This window comes from Mycobacterium sp. BMJ-28 (assembly GCF_054404835.1).
The window spans coordinates 1,603,088-1,626,372 of the sequence record NZ_CM136783.1 but is presented as its reverse complement, the minus strand read 5'-3'; the positions used below and the strand labels follow the sequence as shown (position 1 = coordinate 1,626,372).

Below are 23,285 nucleotides of genomic sequence, written 5' to 3'. Positions count from 1 at the left end.
GTAACCAGGAGCCGTCGGAGTCCGCGTGGACCCCGAGGTGTCGCTTCGCCTATCGCCCAGTGGGTTACGGCGCCGCTGGGCGAACCAGCCGTGCCGGGTACATCGGAGCAAGTCAGGATTCTTCCCGCGATTAGCGCCAGTTGCTGCGGTTGTGGTCCCTGCCTGCCGACTACGAGGAGAACTTCACTGGTAACGCGCACCACAGAAAATTCCTGCTCCGCTCATGCAAATCGTTTGTGCAGAATGACATCCCGAATAGTGATGTGCGAGACGCCGTATGCGCGGGCGAGAGCCCGATAGGAATATGTACCGGTCGCGTACAGCGCTCGTATCTTCAGAGCATCATCGACTGTCAGGCGTCGGTAGAGCGGATCGCTCGCGTCATAGTGAGCATCGCCAGCTCGCCACATCCGGTAGTGCACATGACACAACCCACGCGCATACGCCTGATCGGAGCACGCCCGGCACTGTCGGACCTCATCGACCGCCTCCGGCGTTGCAGGAGCGTTTGCGAGGGAAGGCATATCAAGGTCGTCTGCAAAGATCGCGTTTGGCGCTACGTTCAGCGCATCGGCAATACGCAACATGATGCTCAGTTTGGCATCGTAACGACCACGTTCAAGATTCGCGATACTTGAGCGCGACACCCCCACGGCGAACGCCAAATTATCTTGCGTCCAACAACATTGGCGACGATAGAAAGCGATACGCTTCCCCACCGCTACGAGATCGGGACTGACGGTCAACATCTGGCATCGGTCCTTGAAAGGCGCAGCGGCCCCACTCGACGGCAGGGCCGCTGCTGCTTCACGCGAAGGCGATCTTGTTGGACGCGCGATCCACCGCGATGTGCATCTGGCGTGGGCCGTGGATCAGTTCATGTTCCAGGGCTCGCCGTAGGTGGTGACCGAGTCACCCTCCTTGGCGATCAACCGAGCGAACGGACGCAGCAGCACACCACCGGCAGCACCGGTCACCGTGCCATGCGCATTCGACACCGCAACCGCACCATTGGCACCCTCCACATCGGTGGAGAAGGTCGCAACCTCCTGGATACCGGGGCCGTTACCCAGGTCAGCGCTGATCGACGCACCGGGAAACAGGTTCGGCGTGATGAACTGGGTCGTTCCGGTGGCCAAGGACACCGGTGTCGCGTCGTCGAGCAGGATGTTCGGCGTGGTGTAGCTGAAGTTGATACCCACACCCAGCGACCACGGGAAGCCGATCTGGTAACCCAGCTCCAGCGACCCGGTGAAGTCATCAGCACCCGGGCCGGAGACGATGTACTTGGCCTTACCCGAATGGAACCACTCACGGGTCAGCCGGTTGCGGTCCAGCGGGAACACGCCGTTGAGGAACGTATCCCACTGCTGAATGGTCAGGGTCCGGTCCTTGCCGTCCACGAGGCTCAGCTCGTTGTCCAGACCTGCGTGAGAGGTGCCCGAGCTGATGAACAGCGTCGCAAGAGCTCCGGCCACTACGGTGACCATCGCAAGCAGCACCCGACTGAATGCCTTCATGTTCTCCCTAGCTGGTTGCGCGCGGACACGTTTCGTCTAGCCGCACTCGTTTTGTTTTGTTGTTCAGCCGTTCCTGGCTTGAAGCGAGCATGTGGGCTCACTTGGGGTGCAATTGCGGTCGTGGTTCACCTGGTAGCTCGACTCGGCGGGGCCATCGAAGAGGCGTCCGGCTGGGCCACGGACACCGCCACTGCGTTCCGCCTCACGCGAACGAGGACTCACCTGCCGCCGTGAAGGGATAGCGCCGCAATGTGGACTCTCTCGTCCCTAAATCCACATCTACTGAGCTGCTAATCCGGCGCCCGGTGGCTCAGGCTCAGTTGTAGGGGATGAAGTCTGAACCGCAGTCGATGTGGCCTTTGAACCAGTAGCCGGTCTGAGCCTCGTTGCAGAGCACCCAGTTGCCCACGTTGCCGGGCGACGTGGCGTTGCCGTCCTTAATCAGGCCGCCGCCGTTGAGATTGCTCGGGACGCCGCCGAGTATCGCGCCGCTCTTGGCGGTGCGTACCTCGCTGGGACCGGCAGTCACGGTGCCCGGGCCATTGCCGCGGATGACCGGTGCGCCGGGAAGGGTGTCGTCATCGGCAACGGCGGTGCCGATGGGCGCCAGTGCCATCCCGCAGGCAATGACCCCGATCACCATGGCTGCCCGCGCACCCAACCTCCGCGCTGCGGTGTCCACTCCAATCGCTCGCACTGGGTTACCGCCAGTGGCACACAGTTCCGTCATCGTCGCACGGGATTCCTTCGGAAAGGCCATCCTGACCAGCCCCTTTCTGCCCTCTGCGCGAGGGCCAAACGTGGCGGATTTCCCGTCATCGGGGTCCGGTCAGGTCATCGTAAGGGTCAATACGACTGGGTGCAACGCGACTGAGTCGAATTCACCTGGGTTTTATCCAGCTAGACTAGATACGACTGGGCAATAGCCACTCTGGCCTGTTACGCCCGGGTCATATGTGGTTTATTGATGCCAACCGATCGCGCCAAAGATGCGCTCAACGACGTCACCCGCGCCTTCGGCGAACGGGTGCGTGATCGACGCAACGAACTCGGCATCAGCCAAGAGGCCGCCGCCGACCGCATCGGTATCCATTGGTCGGCACTGGGCAAGATCGAACGTGGTCAGCGCAGCTTGCGGCTGGAAACCATCACCAGAATCGCCGCAGGTCTCGGCATCGATGCGGGCACGTTGGTGGCAGGCCTACCGGCTCCGCCAGACGAGTCGGACGCCGATTAGCAGCGCGTGAGCGTAGGTGGGGTAGGTGGCTACGCGGCCGCGTGAGGCGATAAGAGGCCGAACGGTGGTCGCGGATCAGCTCTCAGTGGTGACCGCCGAGGTCAACACATTAGCGATTGTCAGGACAGCCGCGACTGCCCGCGCCGCAGCCGCAGCGTCCACCGCAGGCCGACCGTCCCGTCGACGGACGACGTTTTCGCTTGCCACCACCGCGTCGAGGCAGTCCGCCACATGCACAAGCCCGAAAGAGAAATCCATCAGCAACAGCATGGCTACCAGGTCGGCGTCGTCGTCAGCGAGGCCATCGAGCACCCGTTCGCGCTGGCACGCCGCGGTGAACCCCCGCAAGCCGGCGCTGTTGAACGGATCCGCAGCCGCTGTAGCCAGCGATGGGTCCGCCGCGAGCACCGCCGCCCCCTGCGTAAGTCTCTGATATCGATCACCGGTGAACCGTGTTGCTCCCCCAAAGGTCATGCACAGATTTCTATTAGCTAGCAACGTCCGGGACAAGACCTCAAAACGGTGCCCCCACTAACGGGGGCTTGCCCGGTTGTCAGCCGTGATGTAGCAGGCCGTCGGTGAACATGTCGACACGTCGTGACACCCCACCGTCCGACACGGCCACGATAGAGCCGAGCGACAACCGCCCGGGCGGCTGAACGCGCACCGTGACCACACCATCGGTCGCGTTGTCCAGCCACTGGGCGGCCAGCGCGCAAAAATCGGCGCGGAACCTCGATCGGCCGTCAGCGAAGCCGCCCTCATCGAAGAGCGCTACCTTTACCCCTCGCGCTCGCGCTGCCCGGGCGGCCGCCATCACCACCGGAACAGCCAGCGCTTTGGCCCGCACGCTGTCACGCAGCTGACGTTCGAGAAGATCCACCTCAACGGCCTCGGCCGTTGAGAACGCCTTACCGGCGGCGACGGCTTGCATTGTCGGCCAGGTCGATTCACGTAGCTCGTCGCGTCGGGCGATCCCTTCGGTGCGACGGGCCTGTACGGCCGCGATTTCGCGCGACTCTTGCACGGCGCGATCCCGAAGCCGGGTGATGTCCGCGGCAGCCGGACGCATGATGAGCGCAAACAGTGTCGACATGCCAACCACCGCGGCATTGGGCACCACCACCAGCAGGCCCGCGACGGCACCTTGTCCGGTGCGCTGCGCCCACACCGCGAACAACACCGTCATCGTCGCCATCGCCAGCCATGCCATTGCGGTCCGGCCGCGCACGCAAAGGAAGGCGCACACCGCCACGCTTGCACCAAACGCGTTGGTCTGGTTCGCATTCACGGGTGCACCGGGCAGCGCAAGGAACATCACCACACATGCTGCGGGGCCAGTGAGCGCCGTCATCGCGGCAAGCAGCCATGGCATCGGATCGGCATGGCCGCGGGCGAGCACACCCATCACCCCAAGCGCACTCACCACCACCGACGCCCACAACAGGGCCATCGAACTCACCCCGCGCATATCGCTGGTCACCGATGCTGCAAGAGCGGCAATGAACGCCAGCGCCACCAGTCTGGCCCCCTGAGTATTCATCCCCAGCAGACCCGGTGCAGCGGTGACCAGGCGATCCGCGCTGTTCATCACGTCGGCCATGCCAACACCACCTGCGTGCCGTGGCCGATCTCGCTCTGCACGGTGGCCCGGCCACCGACTTCGGCCATCCGTGCAATGATGCTGTGCGCCAGACCCATTCGGTCCGTCCCTACGGTCGCAAGGTCGAATCCTGGTCCATCGTCGACGATGTGCACCCGCACCTGGGCCGCATCGATATCGACACGCACGCCCACCTCATTGCTGCCGTGACGCACCGCGTTGCGGACCGCTTCAGCCGCCGCGTCCACCAACTCCCGTGTCACCTCCGGTGACAGGTCCAACGCAGACTCCTCGACGTCACTCACCTGCACGGTGATGCCGGGGGCAATCGCTGCCAGCACCGTCCGTAACAGCGGCGCCAGGTCACCGTCGAGAGCGCGGGCCGCCGGGCTATCGGCGTCGAGTTCGCGCATCGCCTGCTCTGCATAGGCCACCAGATGCGGTTGCGCGACGCCAGCACGGATCTGCTGCAGCACCATCAACACCCGGTCATGAATCAATCGGTCATACCAAGCCTGCTCTGCTGCGCGGGCTTGCTGCGCCGCCGCCCGGCCGGCTAGGTCGGCGACCCGTTCGCGGGTCGCGTCCAGCACGTCACCGGTGCGCACGGCCATGATGCCCGCCAGTACGAATACCGCACTGAACAGCACCGCCCATGCCAGATCACCGAGAAGCACTCCGTGCCCATACCGGTCCGAGCGCCCCAACGCATTGGCCAGTTGCGCCACCGGCGCGCTGACACCCAGATGCGCGATGGCCAACCAAGGTCGGCGAACAAGGACCACCGCCAGACTGGCCAGGCCGGGGAACAACACCAGCCACGTGCCGCGCTGCCCCTCGACCTCACCACCATTCCAGGCCACAAACCACAAACCCAGCGCCATCAGATAGCCGCCACCACAGGCCGCCGCCACAAATCCGCCCAACAGTGCCGATAGTCGCGGCACGAAGCTCACCGCGAACAACACCCAACCTGGACCGAACGCCGCGACCAGCGCCAGCGGTGTCCACCACGGCGCAACGATCGCCGCTTCAGCGCGGATTTCGGCGATCGCCGCCACGAAATAGGCCAGGTAGCCGCCACCGATGAAACGGCCCATGTACATGCGAATGCGGTGCGCCTCGCCGCCCACACTCGGCATCGGCGCCGAAAAGCCGCTCATCCCAGCGGTGTACGCCGAATCGGATACTCCACGAAGCCGTCTTCCATCGCCCGCTTCAGAAAATCCTGTTTAGTCGACGTCGGTCGGCCCGCTTCCGCGTACTTCAGCTGAATCCGGCGCTTGTAGTCGTTAACCGTCTCCGGGCTCACGTTCAACCCCCGAGCAATCGCCCCGACCGTCTCACCCTCAGCCCACCGCGTCAGCACCCGCTGCAACTGCGGACTCAAGTCCACCCGATGCAACTCCGGGTCCGCATCCACCGCGGCCGCCCACTCAACAGTGGTCACCGGTTCGCCCCGCGCGGCAGCTTCAATCGCTGCCAACACCGTCGCCTCCGGCTCGGACTTGAGCACCACCCCGAGTGCGCCGGCGCGCGCCGCTGACCGTAACAACTCCGGATGCTCACCGGAGGTGTAGACCAACACCTTGACCCCGCGCTCGTGGAGTCGCGTGATGTTGTCATGCGGAATCGTCCCGTCCGAGAGGCGCAAATCCAGCACCACCACATCAAGCTCAGGAGACCGCTCGACAAGTTCATTCACCGTCGCCGCCGAACCCTCCCACTGCAAACCATCAGCATCCGACAGCAACTGCTCCAACGCCCGCGCCACCAACGGATGATCATCCACCAATGCCACTCGACAAACCGTCATTCGTCCCCCCGACCATCCGCAACACACGTGGCTCCGGCGTCATCATGGCAAATTTCCGTATCCTCTGTCATGACAGAGCTGTGGCACTTGTTTCGCCGATGCGATTGGCGTTTGGACTCCACGATGAGCAAAACCGTCCCTTGCTTTGAGAGAGGGTGCCCTTGACCCGGATGAGCGACCACCGTTGGCTACTCAACACCGGGCAACCCTGGCGGCGCGATGACGCGGACCCGCCAGGCCATCCGCGTCGCTGGGATCTACCGGACAGTCGTGGATAAGCACGACTATGTCGCGGTCCTCGGCGACCTGAACGACACCCCCGACGGCCAGGCGCTCAGGCCGCTCGTCCAGGACACCGATCTCGTCGATGTCAGCGCGCACACCAACTTCGATTGGCAAGGTCGGCACGACATACGGCAACTCCAAGATCGACAACATGTTGTTGTCCCCCAAGCTGTTCGGCCAGGTCACCCACGCCGGCGCCTTCCGCAAAGGCGTCTACCGCTGGTCACAGCGTAACCACAGCAGGTACGTACTCGGCCAAGTATCCGAACGTCGACCTACCGAGGCCCCACCGCATACTCTTCAGGCTTCCCGCGTTCGCGGCAGGGCGTTCCTCGGCCTTGTTCGTGCGGTGCAGATTCTGGGCCCGACCGCGGCGTGGCCCAGGACCAACGAGCGTGCCGCGCTATGGAGTGTTATCGGACCCATTCGCGCTGGGGGGGGCAAAGTAGCAACAAAGTGTGCGGAAAGTTCACGAGCCCTACCGAAGAGCGTTAATCGCAGATCTCCGACAGCGTGCTGCGCGCTAGCCAGACGGTGCGCTGCCCGCATTCGGGGTCCGAGACAACGTGTCTGAGAACGTCGAAGTCGTTGTCATTCAGTAATAACTGGTACTCCGCTGGGTCGAGACTGGCGTTATAGAGAGGATCACCGTGGTAGATGCCGATTTGCTCGCCGGCTGCTGCCCCGCTGTTGAACATCAGCGCCGCACCAGGTGCTGCGTGGGCTGCGAAAATAGAGAACATGCGTCGTTGATCGCGGGCAGAGAGGTGAAAAAGGCTGTCCCAGGCAATGATCCCATCGAATCGCTGCCCGAGCGCCAGCGCACGCATGTCGGCGACGTCGGCCCAGCTCATGACGGGCGGAAACAGCGTTGACTCGGCCAAACCGACAACAACCCGATCACATCGGCTCGCCAGTCAGCTGTCCCAAAAAGCGAGGGCATACGCGCCATCGGCGAGCAACGTGACCTTGCTCGCCGCGATCGCCTGCCCAGCCTGCGTGACCGAAACTGTCACCTAATCGTGCAGCAGAGCCATCTGCTCGACCTCGCCCGCTGCCGGCACCTTCGCCAAGGACAAGATTCAACAGCGGCTCCGCGACATCGAGAGTCAGCGAACCAGACTCAATGAACAGCTCGCCGGGATCGTCGACGACTTGCCGGGCGCCGAGCAGTACCTCGATCTCTGCCTGCGGCTGCTCCAAGACCCGCATGTGCTCTATCAGCGGGCGAGCGACCAGACACGGCGTCGCCTCAACCAAGCCATCTTCAGTCACCTGTTTGTCTACAACCACAAGGCCACAGGCACGTCGGTGAAGTCACCTCGCCGAGCTGCTCGGAGTCGACCGCGCTCGGCGCTCTCGAAGAGAGGCTCCGCTCTTTCCACCCCAGCAACGCAAAAGCCGCCGGAACAGCGTCCGGCGGCACGATCGCCCTGGCGAAAGACCTACTCCAGGCCGTTCGCTCTCGCGATGATCGCAGTAAGCACTCTATGGTGCGCGAGAAGGGACTCGAACCCTCACGCCCGTTAGGACAATGGCACCTAAAGCCATCACGTATGCCAATTTCGTCACTCGCGCGAACGCGTTCAGAGTACCGCCCACGTCAGTCGGACCACTTGTCGGTCGCCTTTTCTAGGTTGGATCACAACACGTGGAAGGCGGCCGCCCGTGCGCTCCATCGAGCAGTTCAACGATGTCCAGCAACTAATTGAAGCGGGAATCAACGACGGCGCGATCGCCCGAATAACGGGCATCCCACGACGCACCATCTGCGATTGGCGACGAGGGCTGCATTCAACGCTGCCGCGAGACGCTTGCAGTACTCACCACTTCGGTGAACTACCAAGCGCTCCCTACGCTTACCTCCTAGGCCTGTACCTCGGCGACGGCTACATCAGTCGGAATAGGCACGTCTGGCACCTTCGCATCACCCTCGACAAGAGGTACCCAGGCATTATCGAAAGTTGCCGCGAGGCGACCGATGCGGTCATGCAAGGCCAGCATGCGGGGATCTACGTGAGAAAACACGGATGTGTCGATGTCTATCTGTGCTCGAAACACTGGCCCTGCGTCTTCCCTCAGCACGGCCCCGGGCGGAAACACCTACGCCCGATAGTGCTCGAACCCTGGCAACAGGCCCACGTCGACGCCGCCACCGAGGACTTCATCCGCGGCCTCATCCACAGCGACGGCTGTCGAGTCCTGGCCAACGAAGGCCGCGACCGCGCGCCTCGATGAGTTCATCGGCCCCAAGGCCTGACCCGGCCTTCACCACCACCGCCGCCGACCAGCCAACGCCCGAAACCCGCACGGTACCGTTGACGCATGTCCACTACACGGCGTAGGAGGCCGGCGCTCATCGCGCTGGTGATCCTCGGCGCCGTGGGCTGCCTGCTGCTGGCGTGGTGGCAATGGACCCGCTTCGAATCGGCGTCGGGCACCTTCCAGAATCTCGGCTACGCACTGCAATGGCCGATGTTCGCGGGCTTCTGCGTCTACGCCTACTACAAGTTCGTCCGCCTGGAAGAGGCACCGCCGGCCGAGCCCAAACCCGATTCCGAGATCCCCGCCGGCCTGCTCCCGGAACGCCCCGAAACCCCGGCGCGGACCGAGGACGACCCCACCTTGCGCGAGTACAACGCCTATCTCGCCGAGCTCGCCAAGTCAGATGAGAAAGACAGGACCACCGAATGAGCACCCCCGAAACACCGGCCGCTGCCGCCCCCGCCGAATCGATCCGCAAGGCGCTGCTGAGCTACCGCGTGATGGCGTGGGCGACGGGCCTGTGGCTGATCGCGCTGTGCTACGAGATGGTGATGAAGTACATCTTCAAGGACGCCTCACTCAGCTGGATCGGCATCGTGCACGGCTGGGTGTACTTCGTCTACCTGCTCTGCACGGCGAACCTGGCCGTCAAGGCGCGCTGGCCCATCGGCCGCGCGATCGGCACCCTGATCTCCGGAACGGTGCCACTGCTGGGCATCATCGTCGAGCACTTCCAGACGCAAGACGTGAAGAAGCGCTTCGGTCTGTGACCGCCTCGGTGTGAGCGCTGGAACGCGCGACCGGGATCAGCAGCGCGAGCACCGCAGCCAGACCTGCCACACCCGCGGTCACCAGCAACGCCACCCGAAATGCTGCCGCCGTCGGCACTTCGTGTCCGGCCGCCGACACGGTCAAGCCTGCCAGGATCGCGCCGAGCACCGCGCTGGAGATGGACGTGCCCAGCGACCGTGCCAGGGCATTGATGCCATTGGCCGCCGCCGTCTCCGAGATCGGCACGGCCGCATTGATCAAGGCAGGCATCGACGCGTAGGCGAAGCCCACGCCGATGCTCACCAGCACGTTGAGCGCGAGCACCTGCGGACCGCTGCCGAGTAACCACAGCCCACCGAGATAACCGCCCGCGATGACCATGCACCCGACGAACAGGGTGAATTTCGGCCCACGCGCCGCCGCCACCCGCGCAGCCACGGGTGCCGTGGCCATCATCGCCAGGCCCCCGGGTGCCATCCACAACCCGGCCTCCAGCATCGACATGCCCAGCCCGTAACCGGTGGACGCGGGCAACTCGAGGACTTGCGGTGCGATCAGCGACAGCCCGAACATCGCGAAACCGACACCGATCGACGCGATATTGGTGGTCAACACCGGCAGCCGCATCGTGGTCCGCAGGTCGACGGTGGGCGAATCGATGCGCAACTGCCACGCCGCGAACAATGCAAACACCACCAGAGATCCCGCGAACATGCCCAGCGTGGTCGCCGAGGTCCAGCCCCACCCGCGACCCTTGGTGATACCGACCAACAGAGTGACCAGACCGACGGCGAGCAGCACCGCGCCCAGCGGGTCCAGGCGGTCGGACGAGGTGGCGGGCACCGACGGCACCAGGAAGACGAACATGAGCAGCGCACCGACACCGAGGGCCGCCGACACCCAGAACAACGCATGCCAGTTGAAGTGCTGAGCGATGGCCGCCGACAACGGCAATCCGAGCGCTCCGCCGACGCCAAGGGACGAACTCATCAAACCCATTGCAGAGCCGACCTTTTCGGCCGGAACCGTCATGCGAAGCGCACTGATACCCAGCGGGATGATGGGTATCGCCAGACCCTGCAGACCACGTCCGGCGATGAACGGGATCAGCGATGACGTCAGCGCACACATCAGCGACCCGGCGGTGAGCAGCACCGCGCACACGATCATCACCCGCTTGGGGCCGTAGATATCGCCGAGCCTGCCGAACACCGGGGTGGCCACCGCTGCGGTGAGCAGCGTGGCGGTGATGGCCCAGGAGGCGTTGGCAGGGTTGGTGTCCAACAGCCGCGGCAGTTCCGGAATCAGCGGGATGATCAGCGTCTGCATCAGGGAGACGCCGATGCCCGCGGCCGACAGCACAGCGATCAGCATGCTGGGATGGGCCGATAACGGCCGCCGCTGAGCTGTGGACACCACGGCCGCGAGCATTACACGTTAGTTTGCCTATGTAAAATTCTGGGCGGATTACGCCAGCGCGCGCAGCGCAGGCACCAGCAAGGCCAGTGCCCGGCCCCGGTGCGAGGCCGCATCCTTCTCGGCCGAACTCAGCTCGGCCGCGGATCGGTCCGACCCGGCCGGCACGAAGATCGGGTCGTACCCGAAGCCGCCGTCCCCGCGCGGCGCACGCGCGATGGCGCCGGCCCACTCGCCGCGCACCACCACTTCGTGTTCGGCGCCGGCGCCGAACACCAGCGCGCACGCCGACACGAAAGCGCCGCCTCGGCGCTCGTCGGGCACATCGCGCAGCTGCCCGAGCAGCAGCTCCAGGTTGGCCACGTCGTCACCGTGGCGGCCGGCCCAACGGGCCGACAACACCCCCGGCATCCCGTTCAGCGCATCGACTGCCAGCCCTGAATCATCGGCGACCGCCGCGATGCCGGTCGCGGCGAACGCATCCCGGGCCTTGGCCAAGGCGTTCTCCTCGAAGGTCGCGCCGGTCTCGGGCGCCTCCTCGAAGGCCGGCACGTCATCGAGGGAGAGCAGCTCCAGCCCCGTCACGCCGGCCGCGTCGAGCACCCGTCGCAGTTCGGTCAGTTTCTTGGCGTTGCGACTGGCGACCAGCAACTTCACTGGGCTCAGCTCCCGAAGGCTTTCTTCGCCGGCCCCGACGGCTCGGGCAGCACACCGGGATACGGCAGTTCCAGCGCCGCCTTCTGCAGGGCGAAGAGCTGGCCGCAGGCGGCCAGCGCCGCGTCGAGCAGCTTGTCCAGTGTGGAGCGCGGGAACGTCGCGCCCTCGCCGGTGCCCTGCACCTCCACCAGCGTGCCGGTATCGGTGGCGACGACGTTCATGTCGACCTCGGCGCGCGAGTCCTCGGTGTAGGGCAGGTCGGTGCGGACCCGGCCGTCGACCACGCCGACCGACACCGCGGCGATGGCGCAGGACAGCGGGCGGGGGTCGGAGAGCTTGCCCGCCGCCGAGAGGTAGGTGACCGCATCCGCGAGCGCCACGTAGGCACCGGTGATGGCCGCGGTCCGGGTGCCGCCGTCGGCCTGCAGCACGTCGCAGTCGATGGCGATGGTGTTCTCCCCCAGTGCGCGCAGGTCGATGCAGGCGCGTAAGGACCGGCCGATCAACCGGCTGATCTCCTGGGTGCGTCCACCGACGCGGCCCTTGACCGATTCGCGGTCGGAGCGGGTGTGGGTTGCGGCGGGCAGCATCGCGTACTCGGCGGTGAGCCAGCCCAGGCCGGAGCCCTTGCGCCAGCGCGGGACGCCTTCGGTGACCGAGGCCGTGCACATGACCCGGGTCTGACCGAATTCGACCAGTACCGAACCCGCGGGGTGAGCGGTGAAGCCACGGGTGATGACCACCGGCCTCAGCTCGTCGTCAAGCCTGCCGTCTTCTCGTCTGGACACCCGCCAACCCTAACGGGTGCGGTCAGCGCCGGGTGACGTCGATGGTCTCGCCGCACACCACCGCGTGCACGGGACCATCGAACTCGGCCTTGGCCTCGCTGATCACGTCCTCGCGCGAGGTCCACGGCGGGATATGGGTCAGTAGCAGTTCGGCCACGCCGGCGCGGGCGGCGATCTGGCCGGCCTCGGTGCCGGAGAGGTGAAGTTTCGGTGGGCGGTCGGGCGCATGGGTCCAGGACGCCTCGCACAGGAAGACGTCCACTCCGCGGGCCAGTTCGACGACCGCGTCGCAGACCCCGGTGTCGCCGCTGTAGGCGAAGGTGACGCCGTCGCGGTCGGTGAACCGCATGCCGTAGGACTCCGTCGGATGGCACACCAGCCGCGGCTCCACCGTCAGCGCACCGAACTGCACCGGCTGCCCGTCCACCCACGGCCGCACGTCGAAGATGTCGGAGATGTCGTCGATCTCCCCGCCCTCGGGCGACGACGCCGCACCGAGCCGCTCCCCGGTGTGGGTGGGCCCGTAGAGCAGCGCGCGCCCCTTGGGCGGCGTGGGGTGATAGCGGCGCCAGACGAACAGCCCCGGCATGTCCAGGCAGTGGTCGGCGTGCAGATGCGACAGCAGAATGTTCACCGCACCCGGGTCGGCGTGCCGCTGCAACGCGCCCAGCACTCCGCCGCCGAAGTCGATGACCATCGGCGTGGTGTCGGGTTCGGTCAACAGGTAACCGGACGCCGGCGAATCGGGCCCGACGACACTGCCGGAACAACCCAGTACGGTGATTCGCACGAGCTCTAGCTTGCCACGTCTGCTATCCAGGCGACGAAAGCATCACCGCATTGCGCGACCAGATTCATTTTCGCCGCACGTAGTGACGCGGACCGCACCGCAGACATCCCAGCAAACACGACGTCAGCTGCCCAGCGGTGCGGCGCTCGCGCGCCGTTGCCGGCCTTTGCGTTCCCGGCCGGACAGCAGGTAGGCGGCGAAGATGCCGGCCAGCGCGCCACACAGATGCCCCTGCCAGGACACCCCCGGAGTGCCGGGCAGCACGCCGAGCAGCACACCGCCGTAGATGAATGCCACCACGATCCCGACGAGGATCTGCCACACCGTGCGGGTGAAGAAGCCGAGCACGATGACAAACGTCAGCCAGCCCATGATCAGGCCGGATGCGCCGACATGCGTCGTGGTGCACTGCACGCCGACGTAGGGACAGTGCGCGCCGATGTTGCCGATCAGCCAGGTACCGAATCCGCCGAGAATCCAGATGATCCCGGTGGCGGCCAGGAAGCGTCCGTAACCGGACAGGCCGGCCAGAAAGCCGAAGATGAGGGCCGGCACGGTGTTCGCGACCAGGTGTGGCCAGCCGCTGTGCAGCAGTGGCGACCACAGGATGCCCCAAAGCCCATCGGTCTGCAGCGGCTGAATGCCGTCGTGGTCGAGCCGGCCGCGGAACACCGTGGCGTCCACCGCTTCGATGACGTACAGCAACGCGACGAACCCGACGACCGTCGCGCCCCCGAGTTTCCAGGTTGCCGGCTTCTTCGCCTCCTGCGGAACCGGGACGGTCACGGCTGCTCCATCAGGCCCATAGCTGCCCTTCCAACGCGTCCTCGGCGTCATCCAGGCTACCGGCGTAGGCGCCGGTGGACAGGTACTTCCACCCGGCGTCACACACGGTGAACGCGATGTCGGCGCGTTCACCCGCCTTGATCGCCTTGGCCGCCATGCCCAGCGCGGCGTGCAGGATCGCGCCGGTGGAGATGCCGGCGAAGATGCCCTCCACCTCGACGATCTCGCGGGTCCGTTTGACGGCGTCGAATGCGCCCACCGAGTACCGGGTGGTCAGCACGTCGGGGTCGTAGAGCTCGGGTACGAAACCCTCGTCGATATTGCGCAGGGCGTACACGCCCTCGCCGTAGCGCGGTTCCGCGGCCACGATCTGGATCCCCGGCACGCGTTCACGCAGGAACCTGCCGGTGCCCATCAGCGTGCCGGTGGTGCCCAGCCCGCCGACGAAATGCGTGATCTCGGGCAGATCGGCCAGCAGTTCCGGTCCGGTGCCCTCGTAGTGCGCGGCGGCATTGGCCGGATTGCCGTACTGGTACAGCATCACCCACGACGGGTTTTGCGCCGCAAGCTCTTTGGCGTGTGCGACGGCGGTGTTCGATCCGCCCTCAGCGGCGCTGTAGATGATCTTCGCCCCGTAGAGCTCCAGCAGCTGGCGCCGCTCGATCGAGGTGTTCTCCGGCATCACGCAGATCAGCCGGTAACCCTTGAGCAGCGCGGCCATCGCCAGCGAGATGCCGGTGTTGCCGCTGGTCGGCTCGAGCAGGGTGTCACCCGGCTTGATCAACCCGTCCCGCTCGGCCTGCTCGATCATCCGCAGCGCCGGCCGGTCCTTGATGGAACCGGTCGGATTGCGGTCTTCCAACTTGGCCCACAACCGCACATGCGGGCCCGCCTCGTCGTCCTCCCAGCGCGGCGAAAGCCGCTGCAGGCCGACCAGTGGGGTGTTCCCCAGCGCCTGCAGCAAGGAGTCGTACCGGGTCAACGCTTATCCCCCGGCCACGGCGGGCAGGATCGTCACCGAATCGCCGTCGCTGATCGGGGTGTCCAGGCCACCCGAGAAGCGCACGTCCTCGTCGTTGACGTAGATGTTGACGAAACGGTGCAGCTTGCCTGGATTGGCCGGGTCGACCAGCCGGTCGGAGATTCCGGAGTAGTTGGACTCCAGGTCGGCGATGACCGCTTGCAGGGTGTCCCCGGCGGCGTCGACGCGCTTCTCCCCTCCGGTGTGCGGGCGCAAGATGGTGGGAATCGAAACGACAACTGACACGGTGGCTCCTTTATCCGTACTGCTCGACGATGCTGACAGGTTCTTCGGTGACGACGCCGTCGAGGATGCGATAACTGCGCAACTCGTGCTCTTGCGGATCACGGGTCGAGACGAGAACGTAGTGCGCGTCAGGTTCGGACGCGAACGAGATGTCGGTGCGGCTGGGGTAGGCCTCGGTCGCGGTGTGCGAGTGGTAGATGACGACGGGGACCTCGTCGTTGTCGTCCATCTCGCGCCACACCTTCAATTGCTCCCCGGAGTCGAACCGGTAGAACGTCGGCGAGCGCTCCGCATTGGCCATCTGGATGAATCGCTCAGCACGATCCGAACCCTCCGGTCCGGCGAGCACACCGCACGCCTCGTCGGGGTGGTCGGCGCGCGCGTGGGCGACCATGGCGTCCACCAGGTCGGCGCGGATCACCAGCACGTCAGAACTCCCGTTCTCTTCGTTCCGTTGCGCCGAAACTGTATTCCAGCAGCGAAAATGCGAGTAACCGGCTTCCGGAATACAGTTTCGGCGCCATCACCGGAATGCTCCCGGCAACAGCCCACGGTAGGTCGGTATTCCGGCGATCGACTCCGCTGCCAGCACGCCGACCAGGACCGCGCGCGCCAGGCAATCCGCCGCAGCGGCGCCCACCGCGGTGACGACCCCCGTTTCCGGGGACATGGCCACCGGTGTCTTGGGCGCAGGCGGTACCTGCACCGCCCCGGTCGCCAACGCGAAGATTGTGTCCCCGTCCAGCGGGGTGTGCGCGGGGCGGATGGCGTGTGCCAGCCCGTCCTGGGCGGCGACGGCGACCCGCCGGCAACCCGCGGGGCTCAACGCGGCGTCGGTGGCCACCACCGCGATGGTGGTGTTCAGCGGACCGCTCTTCTTGTCCAGGGCGGCATACGCCGCCAGCTCCTCGGCCGGCGGCGGGATCAAGCCGAACGCCGAGATCAGGTCGACCATCCACGGCAGCCCGGTGGCGGGGTCGACGACGTTGCCGCCCGGGTTCACCGCGACGATCGCCCCGACCGTCACCCCGATATCGGGCAGGGTCACCGAGGCGGTGCCGATACCGCCCTTGAGCACTCCGGCCCGGGCACCCGCCCCGGCGCCCACGTTGCCGACCGTCACCTCGGTGGTGGCGGCTTGTGCAGCCGCGTAACCGAATTCCGCGGTGGGCCGGCATCCCCAGCCGCCGACGGGTAGATCGAAGATCACCGCGGCGGGCACGATGGGCACGACTCCGCCGTCCATCGCCACTCCTCGGCCGCGCTCCTCCAGCCAGGTCATCACCCCGTCGGCGGTCACCAGCCCGTACGCGCTGCCACCGGTGAGCACGACGGCGTCCACGTGCCGGACGCTGTTGGCCGGATCGAGCAGGTCGGTTTCGCGACTCCCCGGCGCACCGCCGCGGCAGTCCACCGCGCCGACGGTGCCCGGCGGCGCCACCACCACCGTGGTGCCGCTGGCCCATCCGCTGCCCAGCGCCGCGTCCTCATCGATGCGGTGGTGATGGCCGACGAGGATGCCCGCCACATCGGTGATCGCACCTGACACGGCTAGCCCTGCCCGATTCTCGGCGCGCGGGCGCTCATCGGCCCATCATCCCGAGGACCAGGTACTCCTGCAGCACCGTCAGCCACTGGTAGACGTCGAGGTGACCGGCCATCGGATGTTCGGGTGGCAGATGGTCGAGCCCGTCGGGACCGATGTCGAGCATGGTACCCAGCGCCAGCCGCACATCGTTGACCGCCGAAGCCCAGGCCTGCGCGTCCGCCTCGACCAGCTCGAGCTTGCCGCCACTCTCCGGAAGGGTCTGCAGAAGTCGTTGCGCCGCTTCGCGTTTGGCATCAATGATGGCCGGCTCGTGCAAGCTGCGCAGCGCGCGATTGAGACTTTCGGCCGCGGTCGCGCCGGCCGGGTGCTCGCTGCGGGACCGATAGAAGTCCGGCAGCAGCCGCCTCATGGTGTCGTCCTCGGGCGGCTGCGAATGACCGGTCCGGATGCCGGTGATATCGGCCAGCTCGTCGGACGGGGCGGTGGATTCGCGATCGGCGAGCATGTCCACCATGGAGCTCACCAGGTTGCGCAGCAGCGCCGCCTCATGAGCGGCCAGGGCCGACCGGAACCGCGGGCCGGTGGGACCGTCCACCCGCTTCCATCTACGCACGCGCTCAGCGGTCCTGCTGCATCGTCGCCCACAGGCCGGCGGCATGCAATTTCGTCACGTCGACCTCCATGGACTCGCGGCTGCCTGCCGACACGACGGCCTTGCCTTCGTTGTGCACCGCAAGCATCAGTTTGGTGGCGTGCGGCTCGCTGTAACCGAACAGCTTCTGGAACACGTACGTCACGTAGGACATCAGATTGACCGGATCGTCCCAGACGATCGTCACCCACGGACTGTCCGTGGCGGCGTCTTCTTCGCGGCCGGTGTCGGCCTTGTGCTCCTCACGGGTACCCGGACGAGTCCGCGCTGGGGTAACCATGGCGCTCACGATACCGGGGCGCGGTCATCGCCTGAGAATCGGAACCGTACCGATAGATTTGTCAGGTGAGCACCGCGTTGTTGACCGACAAGTACGAGCTGACCATGCTCGCGGCCGCACTGCGGGACGGGTCCGCGCACCGGCGCTGCACCTTCGAGGTGTTCGCCCGCCGGCTCGCCGAGGGCAGGCGCTACGGCGTGGTCGCCGGTACCGGCCGGTTCCTGGAAGCGCTGGAGGAGTTCACCTTCGACGACGGCGCCCTGGCCTCGGTCGCCGACTTCCTCGACCCCGCCACCCTGGACTATCTGCGCGGTTACCGGTTCTCCGGCGACGTGGACGGCTACCCCGAGGGCGAGCTGTACTTTCCCGAATCCCCGGTGCTCTCGGTGCACGGCAGCTTCGCCGAATGCGTCGTGCTGGAAACCCTTGTGCTGTCGATCCTCAACCACGACAGCGCCATCGCGTCGGCGGCCGCGCGGATGGTGAGCGCCGCCGAAGGCCGGCCACTGATCGAGATGGGATCGAGGCGCACCCACGAGGGCGCCGCGATCGCCGCCGCGCGCGCCGCCTGGATCGCCGGCTTCGCCGGCACCTCGAACCTGGCCGCCCAGCGCGAGTACGGCGTCCCCGCACTGGGCACCAGTGCGCATGCCTTCACCCTGCTGCACACCACGGACGCCGGCCCGGACGAGCGTTCCGCATTCAAGGCCCAGGTCGACGCCCTGGGGGTGGGCACCACCCTGCTGGTGGACACCTACGACATCACCGCCGGCGTGGCCAACGCGATCGCCGTGGCCGGCCCCGAACTAGGTGCGGTGCGCATCGACTCCGGCGATCTCGGTGTGCTCGTCCGGCAGGTCCGCGACCAACTCGATGCCCTGGGCGCCACCGGAACGAAGATCGTGGTCTCCAGCGATCTCGACGAATTCGCGATCGCGGCGTTGCGCGCCGAACCCGTCGACAGCTACGGCGTGGGCACCTCGCTGGTGACCGGATCGGGCGCGCCCACCGCGGGAATGGTCTACAAGCTGGTCGAGGTGGACGGCCTGCCCGTCCAGAAACGCAGCGCGCACAAGGAATCTCACGGCGGCCGCAAGGCGGCGCTGCGACTGGCCAAGCCGTCGGGCACCGTGGTCGAGGAGGTCGTGCACCGGGCGGGCCACCAGCCCGAGACGCCGGCCGGGCTGACCGTCAAGCCGCTGACGGTCGAGTTGGTGCGGGCCGGCGAGCGGGTGCACCAGACGGACGTCGCCCAAGCCCGCGACACAGACCTGTCGGCCGCCCGCGACCGTGTCGCCGCGGGCCTGCTCAGCCTGCCCTGGGACGGGCTGGGTCTGTCCAAGGGCGACCCGGCCATCCCCACCCGCCTGGTCACGCCGGCGTGACCGGCACCCCGGTCGGCGACCTGCTCGCCACCGCGGTCGCCGCGCTCGGCGGCACCCAGCGCGACGGCCAGATCGAGATGGCCGAAGCGGTGGCGCGGTCCTTCGACACCGGCGAGCACCTCGCGGTGCAGGCCGGCACCGGGACCGGCAAGTCGCTGGCCTACCTGGTGCCCTCCATCGCACGCGCCGCCTCCGGGCACGCCCCGGTGGTGGTGTCCACCGCCACGATCGCGCTGCAGCGCCAGCTCGTGGACCGCGACCTGCCCAGGCTGGCCGACGCGCTGGCTCCCGCGCTGCCCCGCAAACCCACCTTCGCGCTGCTCAAGGGCCGCGGAAACTACCTGTGCCTGAACAAGATCCACAACGGGGCCAACACCGGGCCGGCCGAGGACCGGCCGCAGGAGGAACTGTTCGACCCGGTCGCCGCGACCGCGCTGGGCCGCGACGTGCAGCGCTTGACGAAATGGTCGTCGGACACCGAGACCGGTGATCGCGACGAACTGGTGCCCGGGGTGCCGGACCGGTCCTGGAGCCAGGTCAGCGTGTCGGCGCGCGAATGCATCGGCGTATCGCGCTGCCCGTTCGGGACCGACTGCTTCTCCGAACGGGCCAGGGGTAAGGCCGGCACCGCGGACATCGTGGTCACCAACCACGCACTGCTGGCCATCGACGCCATCGCCGACGCATCGGTGTTGCCCGAACACCAGCTGCTCGTCGTCGACGAGGCGCATGAACTCGTCGACCGGGTCACCGGGGTGGCCACCGGCGAACTGTCGGCCACCATGCTCGGCGCCGCGCAGCGGCGCATCGGCCGACTGGTCGGCGATGAACTCGCCGACCGGCTGGACGCCGCCGGGGCCACCCTGGCCGCGGCCATCCATGACGGCGAATCGGGGCGCATCGACTTTCTCGACGACGAGCTGGGTACCTATCTGACGGCATTGCGCGACGCCGCGCACGCCGTCCGGACGGCCATCGACACCTCGCCCACCGACCCGCAGGCCGCCGCCGCACGAACCGAGGCGGTCACCGCGGTGACTGAGATCGGCGACATCGCGTCGCGGATGCTGGACTCCTTCGTGCCGGCCATCCCCGACCGGCTCGACGTGGTGTGGCTGGAACACGAGGAGACCAAGAGCGCCGGCAAGCGGGCGATGCTGCGGGTGGCGCCGCTGACGGTATCCGGCTTGTTGCGTACCAGGATCTTTGCGCGTTCGACCGTGGTGCTGACCTCGGCCACGCTGACCCTCGGCGGCAATTTCGAGGCGATGGCCGCCGGCTGGGGGCTCGGCGGGGACGACGGAAGCCCGTGGCGCGGAATCGATGTCGGTTCGCCGTTCGAACACGCCAAATCCGGCATCCTCTACGTCGCCAAGCATCTGCCCGCCCCGGGCCGCGACGGCACCAGCCCCGCGCAGCTCGACGAGATCGCCGAACTCATCACCGCGGCCGGCGGACGCACGCTGGGCCTGTTCTCCTCGATGCGGGCGGCCAAGGCCACCGCCGAGGCGATGACCGGGCGGCTGGACACCCCGGTGCTGTGCCAGGGCGAGGACTCCACCGCCACCCTGGTGCAGCGGTTCAGCGACGACCACGCCACCTCGCTGTTCGGCACGCTCTCGCTGTGGCAGGGCGTCGACGTGCCGGGGCCGTCCCTGTCGCTGGTGATCATCGACCGGATCCCGTTCCCGCGCCCGGATGACCCGTTGCTCACCGCGCGGCAGCGCGCCATCGCCGCGCGCGGCGGCAACGGATTCATGGCGGTCGCCGCCAACCATGCCGCCCTGTTGCTGGCCCAGGGCGCGGGCCGGCTGCTGCGCCGTACCGACGACCGCGGCGTCGTCGCGATCCTCGATTCACGGATGGCGACGGCCCGCTACAGCGGCTACCTGCGCTCGTCGCTGCCGCCGTTCTGGGCGACCACCGACACCGACCGGGTGATGGCGGCACTGCACCGGTTGCGCGGCGACTGATCAATCTGCCCCCGCAAGCCGCTGGTCACCTATTGTTTCGGTCATGAATGGCCGACGGGTGGCGGGGACCGTGTTCGCCGCATGCGCGTTGCTGCTGGCGACGTCCTGCGCACACACCTTGCAGGGCACAGCGGTATCGGTGTTCGCCGACCCGTTCCGGGTGGCCGGCATGCCCGCCACCGATGGGCCCACCGGCCTGCGTGACGACGCCGCCGAACCCACCAGGGAGGCACGCGACACCGACGGTGGCGAAATCGACCGCTTGGCCGCGAGTTCGGTCAGCGACATCGAGGAGTTCTGGACGCAGGCCTATCCGCAGGCCTTCGACGGCGAGTTCACCCCCGTCGACGAACTGATCTCCTGGGATGCCGACGGTTTCGACGGCGAGTTCTGCGGCTCGGACACCTACAACCTGGTCAACGCGGCGTTCTGCCATGACGACAACACCATCGGCTGGGATCGCGGCGTGCTGATGCCCTCGCTGCGCAAGGCCAACGGCGATATGGCCGTCACCATGGTGCTGGCCCACGAGTACGGACATTCGGTGCAGGAGCAGGCCAAGATGGCCCGCAAGTCCACCCCCACCCTGGTCTCCGAACAGCAGGCCGACTGCCTGGCCGGGGTGTACATGCGCTGGGTGGCCGAGGGCCACTCCACCCGGTTCACGCTGTCCACCGGCGACGGGCTGAACAAGCTGCTGGCGGCGATGATCTCGTTCCGCGACCCGTTGCTGAACGAGGGTGACTCGGCCGTCGGCGAGGATGAACACGGTTCGGCGTTCGAACGGGTGTCGGCCTTCCAGACCGGTTTCACCGATGGCGCCTCGTCGTGCGCGGCCATCGATCCGGCCGAGATCAAACAGCGCAGGGGCGACCTGCCGGTGTTGCTCCCGGAGGACCAGTCCGGTGAATTGCAGATCACCGAGGCGTCGGTGCGGTCCGTCTTCGACGCGATGGGCATCCTGTTCGCTCCGACGAGCCCGCCGGAGCTGACCTTCGACCGGCCCGACTGCTCCGACGCGCACTCGGACGCGGCGGTGACGTTCTGCCCAGCGACCAACCGCATCTCGGTGGATCTGCACGCGCTGGAGTCGATGGGCACCCAATCCGATGACGAGCACGGCACCGGCCTGACGACGGGTGACAACACCGCTTACTCGGTGCTGGTGTCCCGCTACATGCAGGCGATCCAGCATGAGCACGGCGGGCTGGCCCTCGACAGCGCCGCGGCCGCGCTGCGCACCGCCTGTCTCACCGGGGTGGCCACGGTGAAGATGACCCACGAGGTGAACACCCCGGACGGCAACACGATTCAGCTCACCGCGGGCGACGTGGACGAGGCAGTCTCCGGCATCTTGATCAACGGCCTGGTGGCCAGCGATGTGAACGGCGAATCCGTGCCGTCCGGATTCTCCCGGATCGACGCATTCCGGGTGGGCGTGCTGGGCGATGAGGACCGCTGTTTCAAGCGGTTCCGTTAAACCTGCTTGGTGACGCCGTAGTAGCCGAGCACCACGTCGGACTGGTCGGTGGATCGGGTCAATACGGCGTAGGAGCGCAGATAGGACTGGCCCACACAGCCGTCGATCTTGATGTGGAAATTGGACACCATCACCCAGGGATCGGGTCCTTTGAACTCCTTCTTCACCACCGGGACGATGTTGACCAGACCGGGCTTCATCGCGACCGCGATGCCACCGGTGACCGGGATGGAGAAGATCGGCGCCGCGCCGGTCGGCAGCGCACCCAGCGGCCCGCTCAGACCGAGGCCACTGGTCATACCGACCGAGCCGGTCAGCGTGACACCGTTGGACGTGCTCATGTCGATCCCGCAGCCGATCTGGTAGCCCACCTCGAGTACACCGCGCGGTGATTCGCCGTTCGGCGCCACCAGAGCGCCGTTGAAGACGCCGCCCGCGGTGTACTCCCGCGAGGAGATCGCGGTGGTCAGCGGTGCGATCGCCATCTGGGTCTCGTCCTTGGACGACACGGTTAGCGTCCAGCCGTCGGGTGTCTTGATGGTCTGTGGCGGCGCCGACGCGACCTTGCCGTCATCCACCGGGACGGGCGGTACCGCGTCAGGATCGAGCGGGGCGTCGGCGACCGGTTCGATCACCGGGTCGGCCACCGCAACACCGGCGCAGAGGGGCACGCACACCATGAGTGCGACGGCACTGGCGCCGAGCGTCATCGACCGAATGAGCACGGCGGCCCCTTTCAGGACAGTTCCAAGAAGACAATTCTCG

Annotated in this window: 29 protein-coding genes and 1 tRNA gene; 7 read left to right on the top strand and 23 right to left on the bottom strand. The window is 66.8% G+C overall.

What is annotated here, in order from left to right; genetic code table 11:
- Positions 1–221: 221 nt before the first annotated feature.
- The 3 genes from ACXPWS_RS08105 to ACXPWS_RS08095 form a co-directional block, all read right to left on the bottom strand.
- Positions 222–749 carry a helix-turn-helix domain-containing protein gene (locus ACXPWS_RS08105; RefSeq protein ID WP_458711948.1) on the bottom strand — a complete coding sequence of 176 codons (528 nt, stop codon included), beginning with the start codon at positions 747–749 and terminating at the stop codon, positions 222–224.
- 123 nt (positions 750–872) lie between these two features.
- A complete protein-coding gene (locus ACXPWS_RS08100) occupies positions 873–1,520 on the bottom strand; it encodes an MspA family porin (RefSeq protein ID WP_458711947.1) in 648 nt (215 codons plus the stop codon).
- Positions 1,521–1,836: 316 nt separating this feature from the next.
- Entirely contained in the window at positions 1,837–2,163 is a 327-nt protein-coding gene (locus ACXPWS_RS08095; protein ID WP_458711946.1) for a hypothetical protein, read from the bottom strand.
- A 324-nt stretch (positions 2,164–2,487) separates the two neighbouring features.
- On the opposite strand from ACXPWS_RS08095, the gene ACXPWS_RS08090 reads away from it, so the two are divergent.
- Complete coding sequence (locus tag ACXPWS_RS08090) at positions 2,488–2,757, top strand: helix-turn-helix domain-containing protein (protein ID WP_458711945.1); 270 nt, start codon at positions 2,488–2,490, stop codon at positions 2,755–2,757.
- 75 nt (positions 2,758–2,832) lie between these two features.
- Here the strand turns inward: ACXPWS_RS08090 and ACXPWS_RS08085 are convergent, their stop codons facing one another.
- The 8 genes from ACXPWS_RS08085 to ACXPWS_RS08050 form a co-directional block, all read right to left on the bottom strand.
- Positions 2,833–3,231, bottom strand: coding sequence for a hypothetical protein (locus tag ACXPWS_RS08085; RefSeq protein WP_458711944.1), 399 nt, complete (start codon positions 3,229–3,231; stop codon positions 2,833–2,835).
- A 79-nt stretch (positions 3,232–3,310) separates the two neighbouring features.
- The gene (locus ACXPWS_RS08080; protein ID WP_458711943.1) at positions 3,311–4,360 is read right to left on the bottom strand and encodes a hypothetical protein; all 1,050 of its coding nucleotides are present in this window, start codon (positions 4,358–4,360) and stop codon (positions 3,311–3,313) included.
- Positions 4,348–5,523, bottom strand: a complete 1,176-nt coding sequence (locus ACXPWS_RS08075) for a sensor histidine kinase (RefSeq protein ID WP_458711942.1) — start codon at positions 5,521–5,523, stop codon at positions 4,348–4,350. Before ACXPWS_RS08075 ends, ACXPWS_RS08080 begins: the two co-directional genes overlap by 13 nt.
- Complete coding sequence (locus ACXPWS_RS08070; RefSeq protein ID WP_458711941.1) at positions 5,520–6,161, bottom strand: response regulator; 642 nt, start codon at positions 6,159–6,161, stop codon at positions 5,520–5,522. The genes ACXPWS_RS08075 and ACXPWS_RS08070 overlap by 4 nt, the downstream gene beginning before the upstream one ends.
- A gap of 207 nt (positions 6,162–6,368) precedes the next feature.
- A complete protein-coding gene (locus ACXPWS_RS08065; RefSeq protein ID WP_458711940.1) occupies positions 6,369–6,647 on the bottom strand; it encodes a hypothetical protein in 279 nt (92 codons plus the stop codon).
- A 305-nt stretch (positions 6,648–6,952) separates the two neighbouring features.
- The gene (locus ACXPWS_RS08060) at positions 6,953–7,315 is read right to left on the bottom strand and encodes a hypothetical protein (RefSeq protein WP_458711939.1); all 363 of its coding nucleotides are present in this window, start codon (positions 7,313–7,315) and stop codon (positions 6,953–6,955) included.
- 46 nt (positions 7,316–7,361) lie between these two features.
- Positions 7,362–7,736: a hypothetical protein gene (locus ACXPWS_RS08055; protein WP_458711938.1), complete on the bottom strand. Its 375-nt coding sequence runs from the start codon at positions 7,734–7,736 to the stop codon at positions 7,362–7,364.
- Between the two features lie 216 nt (positions 7,737–7,952).
- A tRNA-Leu gene (locus ACXPWS_RS08050) sits at positions 7,953–8,039 on the bottom strand.
- 90 nt (positions 8,040–8,129) lie between these two features.
- On the opposite strand from ACXPWS_RS08050, the gene ACXPWS_RS08045 reads away from it, so the two are divergent.
- The 3 genes from ACXPWS_RS08045 (at position 8,130) to ACXPWS_RS08035 (ending at position 9,496) form a co-directional block, all read left to right on the top strand.
- Complete coding sequence (locus tag ACXPWS_RS08045) at positions 8,130–8,699, top strand: hypothetical protein (protein ID WP_458711937.1); 570 nt, start codon at positions 8,130–8,132, stop codon at positions 8,697–8,699.
- An 87-nt stretch (positions 8,700–8,786) separates the two neighbouring features.
- Positions 8,787–9,155: a hypothetical protein gene (locus ACXPWS_RS08040; RefSeq protein ID WP_458711936.1), complete on the top strand. Its 369-nt coding sequence runs from the start codon at positions 8,787–8,789 to the stop codon at positions 9,153–9,155.
- The gene (locus ACXPWS_RS08035) at positions 9,152–9,496 is read left to right on the top strand and encodes a DUF3817 domain-containing protein (RefSeq protein WP_458711935.1); all 345 of its coding nucleotides are present in this window, start codon (positions 9,152–9,154) and stop codon (positions 9,494–9,496) included. The genes ACXPWS_RS08040 and ACXPWS_RS08035 overlap by 4 nt, the downstream gene beginning before the upstream one ends.
- Here ACXPWS_RS08035 and ACXPWS_RS08030 read toward each other — a convergent pair.
- The 11 genes from ACXPWS_RS08030 to clpS all read right to left on the bottom strand — a co-directional run bounded on the left by ACXPWS_RS08030 (position 9,444) and on the right by clpS (position 17,682).
- On the bottom strand, positions 9,444–10,871 hold the full coding sequence (locus ACXPWS_RS08030) for an MFS transporter (protein ID WP_458711934.1): 1,428 nt from the start codon (positions 10,869–10,871) through the stop codon (positions 9,444–9,446). The two genes, ACXPWS_RS08035 and ACXPWS_RS08030, sit on opposite strands and share 53 nt — an antisense overlap.
- 93 nt (positions 10,872–10,964) lie before the next feature.
- Positions 10,965–11,570, bottom strand: a complete 606-nt coding sequence (rdgB, locus tag ACXPWS_RS08025) for an RdgB/HAM1 family non-canonical purine NTP pyrophosphatase (protein WP_458711933.1) — start codon at positions 11,568–11,570, stop codon at positions 10,965–10,967.
- A gap of 5 nt (positions 11,571–11,575) precedes the next feature.
- Complete coding sequence (gene rph, locus ACXPWS_RS08020; RefSeq protein WP_458711932.1) at positions 11,576–12,358, bottom strand: ribonuclease PH; 783 nt, start codon at positions 12,356–12,358, stop codon at positions 11,576–11,578.
- A gap of 22 nt (positions 12,359–12,380) precedes the next feature.
- Positions 12,381–13,148, bottom strand: a complete 768-nt coding sequence (locus ACXPWS_RS08015; RefSeq protein WP_458711931.1) for a cyclic nucleotide-degrading phosphodiesterase — start codon at positions 13,146–13,148, stop codon at positions 12,381–12,383.
- Positions 13,149–13,271: 123 nt separating this feature from the next.
- On the bottom strand, positions 13,272–13,985 hold the full coding sequence (locus ACXPWS_RS08010) for a rhomboid family intramembrane serine protease (protein WP_458711930.1): 714 nt from the start codon (positions 13,983–13,985) through the stop codon (positions 13,272–13,274).
- Entirely contained in the window at positions 13,945–14,916 is a 972-nt protein-coding gene (locus ACXPWS_RS08005) for a cysteine synthase (protein ID WP_458711929.1), read from the bottom strand. The genes ACXPWS_RS08010 and ACXPWS_RS08005 overlap by 41 nt, the downstream gene beginning before the upstream one ends.
- A gap of 3 nt (positions 14,917–14,919) precedes the next feature.
- Complete coding sequence (locus ACXPWS_RS08000; RefSeq protein ID WP_458711928.1) at positions 14,920–15,201, bottom strand: MoaD/ThiS family protein; 282 nt, start codon at positions 15,199–15,201, stop codon at positions 14,920–14,922.
- A gap of 10 nt (positions 15,202–15,211) precedes the next feature.
- Positions 15,212–15,595, bottom strand: coding sequence for a M67 family metallopeptidase (locus tag ACXPWS_RS07995; protein WP_458713453.1), 384 nt, complete (start codon positions 15,593–15,595; stop codon positions 15,212–15,214).
- 129 nt (positions 15,596–15,724) lie between these two features.
- Complete coding sequence (locus tag ACXPWS_RS07990; protein WP_458711927.1) at positions 15,725–16,750, bottom strand: P1 family peptidase; 1,026 nt, start codon at positions 16,748–16,750, stop codon at positions 15,725–15,727.
- 34 nt (positions 16,751–16,784) lie between these two features.
- Positions 16,785–17,363, bottom strand: a complete 579-nt coding sequence (aosR, locus tag ACXPWS_RS07985; RefSeq protein ID WP_458711926.1) for an oxidative stress transcriptional regulator AosR — start codon at positions 17,361–17,363, stop codon at positions 16,785–16,787.
- Positions 17,364–17,367: 4 nt separating this feature from the next.
- On the bottom strand, positions 17,368–17,682 hold the full coding sequence (gene clpS / locus ACXPWS_RS07980) for an ATP-dependent Clp protease adapter ClpS (protein WP_458711925.1): 315 nt from the start codon (positions 17,680–17,682) through the stop codon (positions 17,368–17,370).
- A 104-nt stretch (positions 17,683–17,786) separates the two neighbouring features.
- Between clpS and ACXPWS_RS07975 the strand changes: the two genes are divergently transcribed.
- Genes ACXPWS_RS07975 through ACXPWS_RS07965 form a run of 3 tightly spaced genes read left to right on the top strand, consistent with a single transcriptional unit; the run spans position 17,787 to position 22,520 of the window.
- Positions 17,787–19,067, top strand: a complete 1,281-nt coding sequence (locus ACXPWS_RS07975; protein ID WP_458713452.1) for a nicotinate phosphoribosyltransferase — start codon at positions 17,787–17,789, stop codon at positions 19,065–19,067.
- Positions 19,064–21,040, top strand: a complete 1,977-nt coding sequence (locus ACXPWS_RS07970) for an ATP-dependent DNA helicase (protein WP_458711924.1) — start codon at positions 19,064–19,066, stop codon at positions 21,038–21,040. Before ACXPWS_RS07975 ends, ACXPWS_RS07970 begins: the two co-directional genes overlap by 4 nt.
- A gap of 43 nt (positions 21,041–21,083) precedes the next feature.
- Positions 21,084–22,520 (top strand): neutral zinc metallopeptidase, encoded by a 1,437-nt coding sequence (locus ACXPWS_RS07965; protein ID WP_458711923.1) that lies wholly within the window; start codon positions 21,084–21,086, stop codon positions 22,518–22,520.
- Here ACXPWS_RS07965 and ACXPWS_RS07960 read toward each other — a convergent pair.
- Positions 22,517–23,239, bottom strand: a complete 723-nt coding sequence (locus ACXPWS_RS07960) for an MspA family porin (protein ID WP_458713451.1) — start codon at positions 23,237–23,239, stop codon at positions 22,517–22,519. The genes ACXPWS_RS07965 and ACXPWS_RS07960 overlap by 4 nt on opposite strands.
- Positions 23,240–23,285 lie beyond the last annotated feature (46 nt).

Excerpts from the sequence above, each read along its gene's own strand:
- ACXPWS_RS08095 (WP_458711946.1), bottom strand. The coding sequence starts at position 2,163 with ATGGTGATCGGGGTCATTGCCTGCGGGATGGCACTGGCGCCCATCGGC.
- ACXPWS_RS08100 (WP_458711947.1), bottom strand. The coding sequence starts at position 1,520 with ATGAAGGCATTCAGTCGGGTGCTGCTTGCGATGGTCACCGTAGTGGCC.
- ACXPWS_RS08060 (WP_458711939.1), bottom strand. The coding sequence starts at position 7,315 with ATGAGCTGGGCCGACGTCGCCGACATGCGTGCGCTGGCGCTCGGGCAG.
- ACXPWS_RS08030 (WP_458711934.1), bottom strand. The coding sequence starts at position 10,871 with ATGCTGATCGCTGTGCTGTCGGCCGCGGGCATCGGCGTCTCCCTGATG.
- ACXPWS_RS08075 (WP_458711942.1), bottom strand. The coding sequence starts at position 5,523 with ATGAGCGGCTTTTCGGCGCCGATGCCGAGTGTGGGCGGCGAGGCGCAC.
- ACXPWS_RS08010 (WP_458711930.1), bottom strand. The coding sequence starts at position 13,985 with ATGACGCCGAGGACGCGTTGGAAGGGCAGCTATGGGCCTGATGGAGCA.
- ACXPWS_RS08090 (WP_458711945.1), top strand. The coding sequence starts at position 2,488 with ATGCCAACCGATCGCGCCAAAGATGCGCTCAACGACGTCACCCGCGCC.
- ACXPWS_RS08105 (WP_458711948.1), bottom strand. The coding sequence starts at position 749 with ATGTTGACCGTCAGTCCCGATCTCGTAGCGGTGGGGAAGCGTATCGCT.
- ACXPWS_RS08085 (WP_458711944.1), bottom strand. The coding sequence starts at position 3,231 with ATGACCTTTGGGGGAGCAACACGGTTCACCGGTGATCGATATCAGAGA.
- ACXPWS_RS07975 (WP_458713452.1), top strand. The coding sequence starts at position 17,787 with ATGCTCGCGGCCGCACTGCGGGACGGGTCCGCGCACCGGCGCTGCACC.
- clpS (WP_458711925.1), bottom strand. The coding sequence starts at position 17,682 with ATGGTTACCCCAGCGCGGACTCGTCCGGGTACCCGTGAGGAGCACAAG.
- ACXPWS_RS07965 (WP_458711923.1), top strand. The coding sequence starts at position 21,084 with ATGAATGGCCGACGGGTGGCGGGGACCGTGTTCGCCGCATGCGCGTTG.
- ACXPWS_RS08040 (WP_458711936.1), top strand. The coding sequence starts at position 8,787 with ATGTCCACTACACGGCGTAGGAGGCCGGCGCTCATCGCGCTGGTGATC.
- ACXPWS_RS08035 (WP_458711935.1), top strand. The coding sequence starts at position 9,152 with ATGAGCACCCCCGAAACACCGGCCGCTGCCGCCCCCGCCGAATCGATC.
- ACXPWS_RS08080 (WP_458711943.1), bottom strand. The coding sequence starts at position 4,360 with ATGGCCGACGTGATGAACAGCGCGGATCGCCTGGTCACCGCTGCACCG.
- ACXPWS_RS07995 (WP_458713453.1), bottom strand. The coding sequence starts at position 15,595 with ATGGTCGCCCACGCGCGCGCCGACCACCCCGACGAGGCGTGCGGTGTG.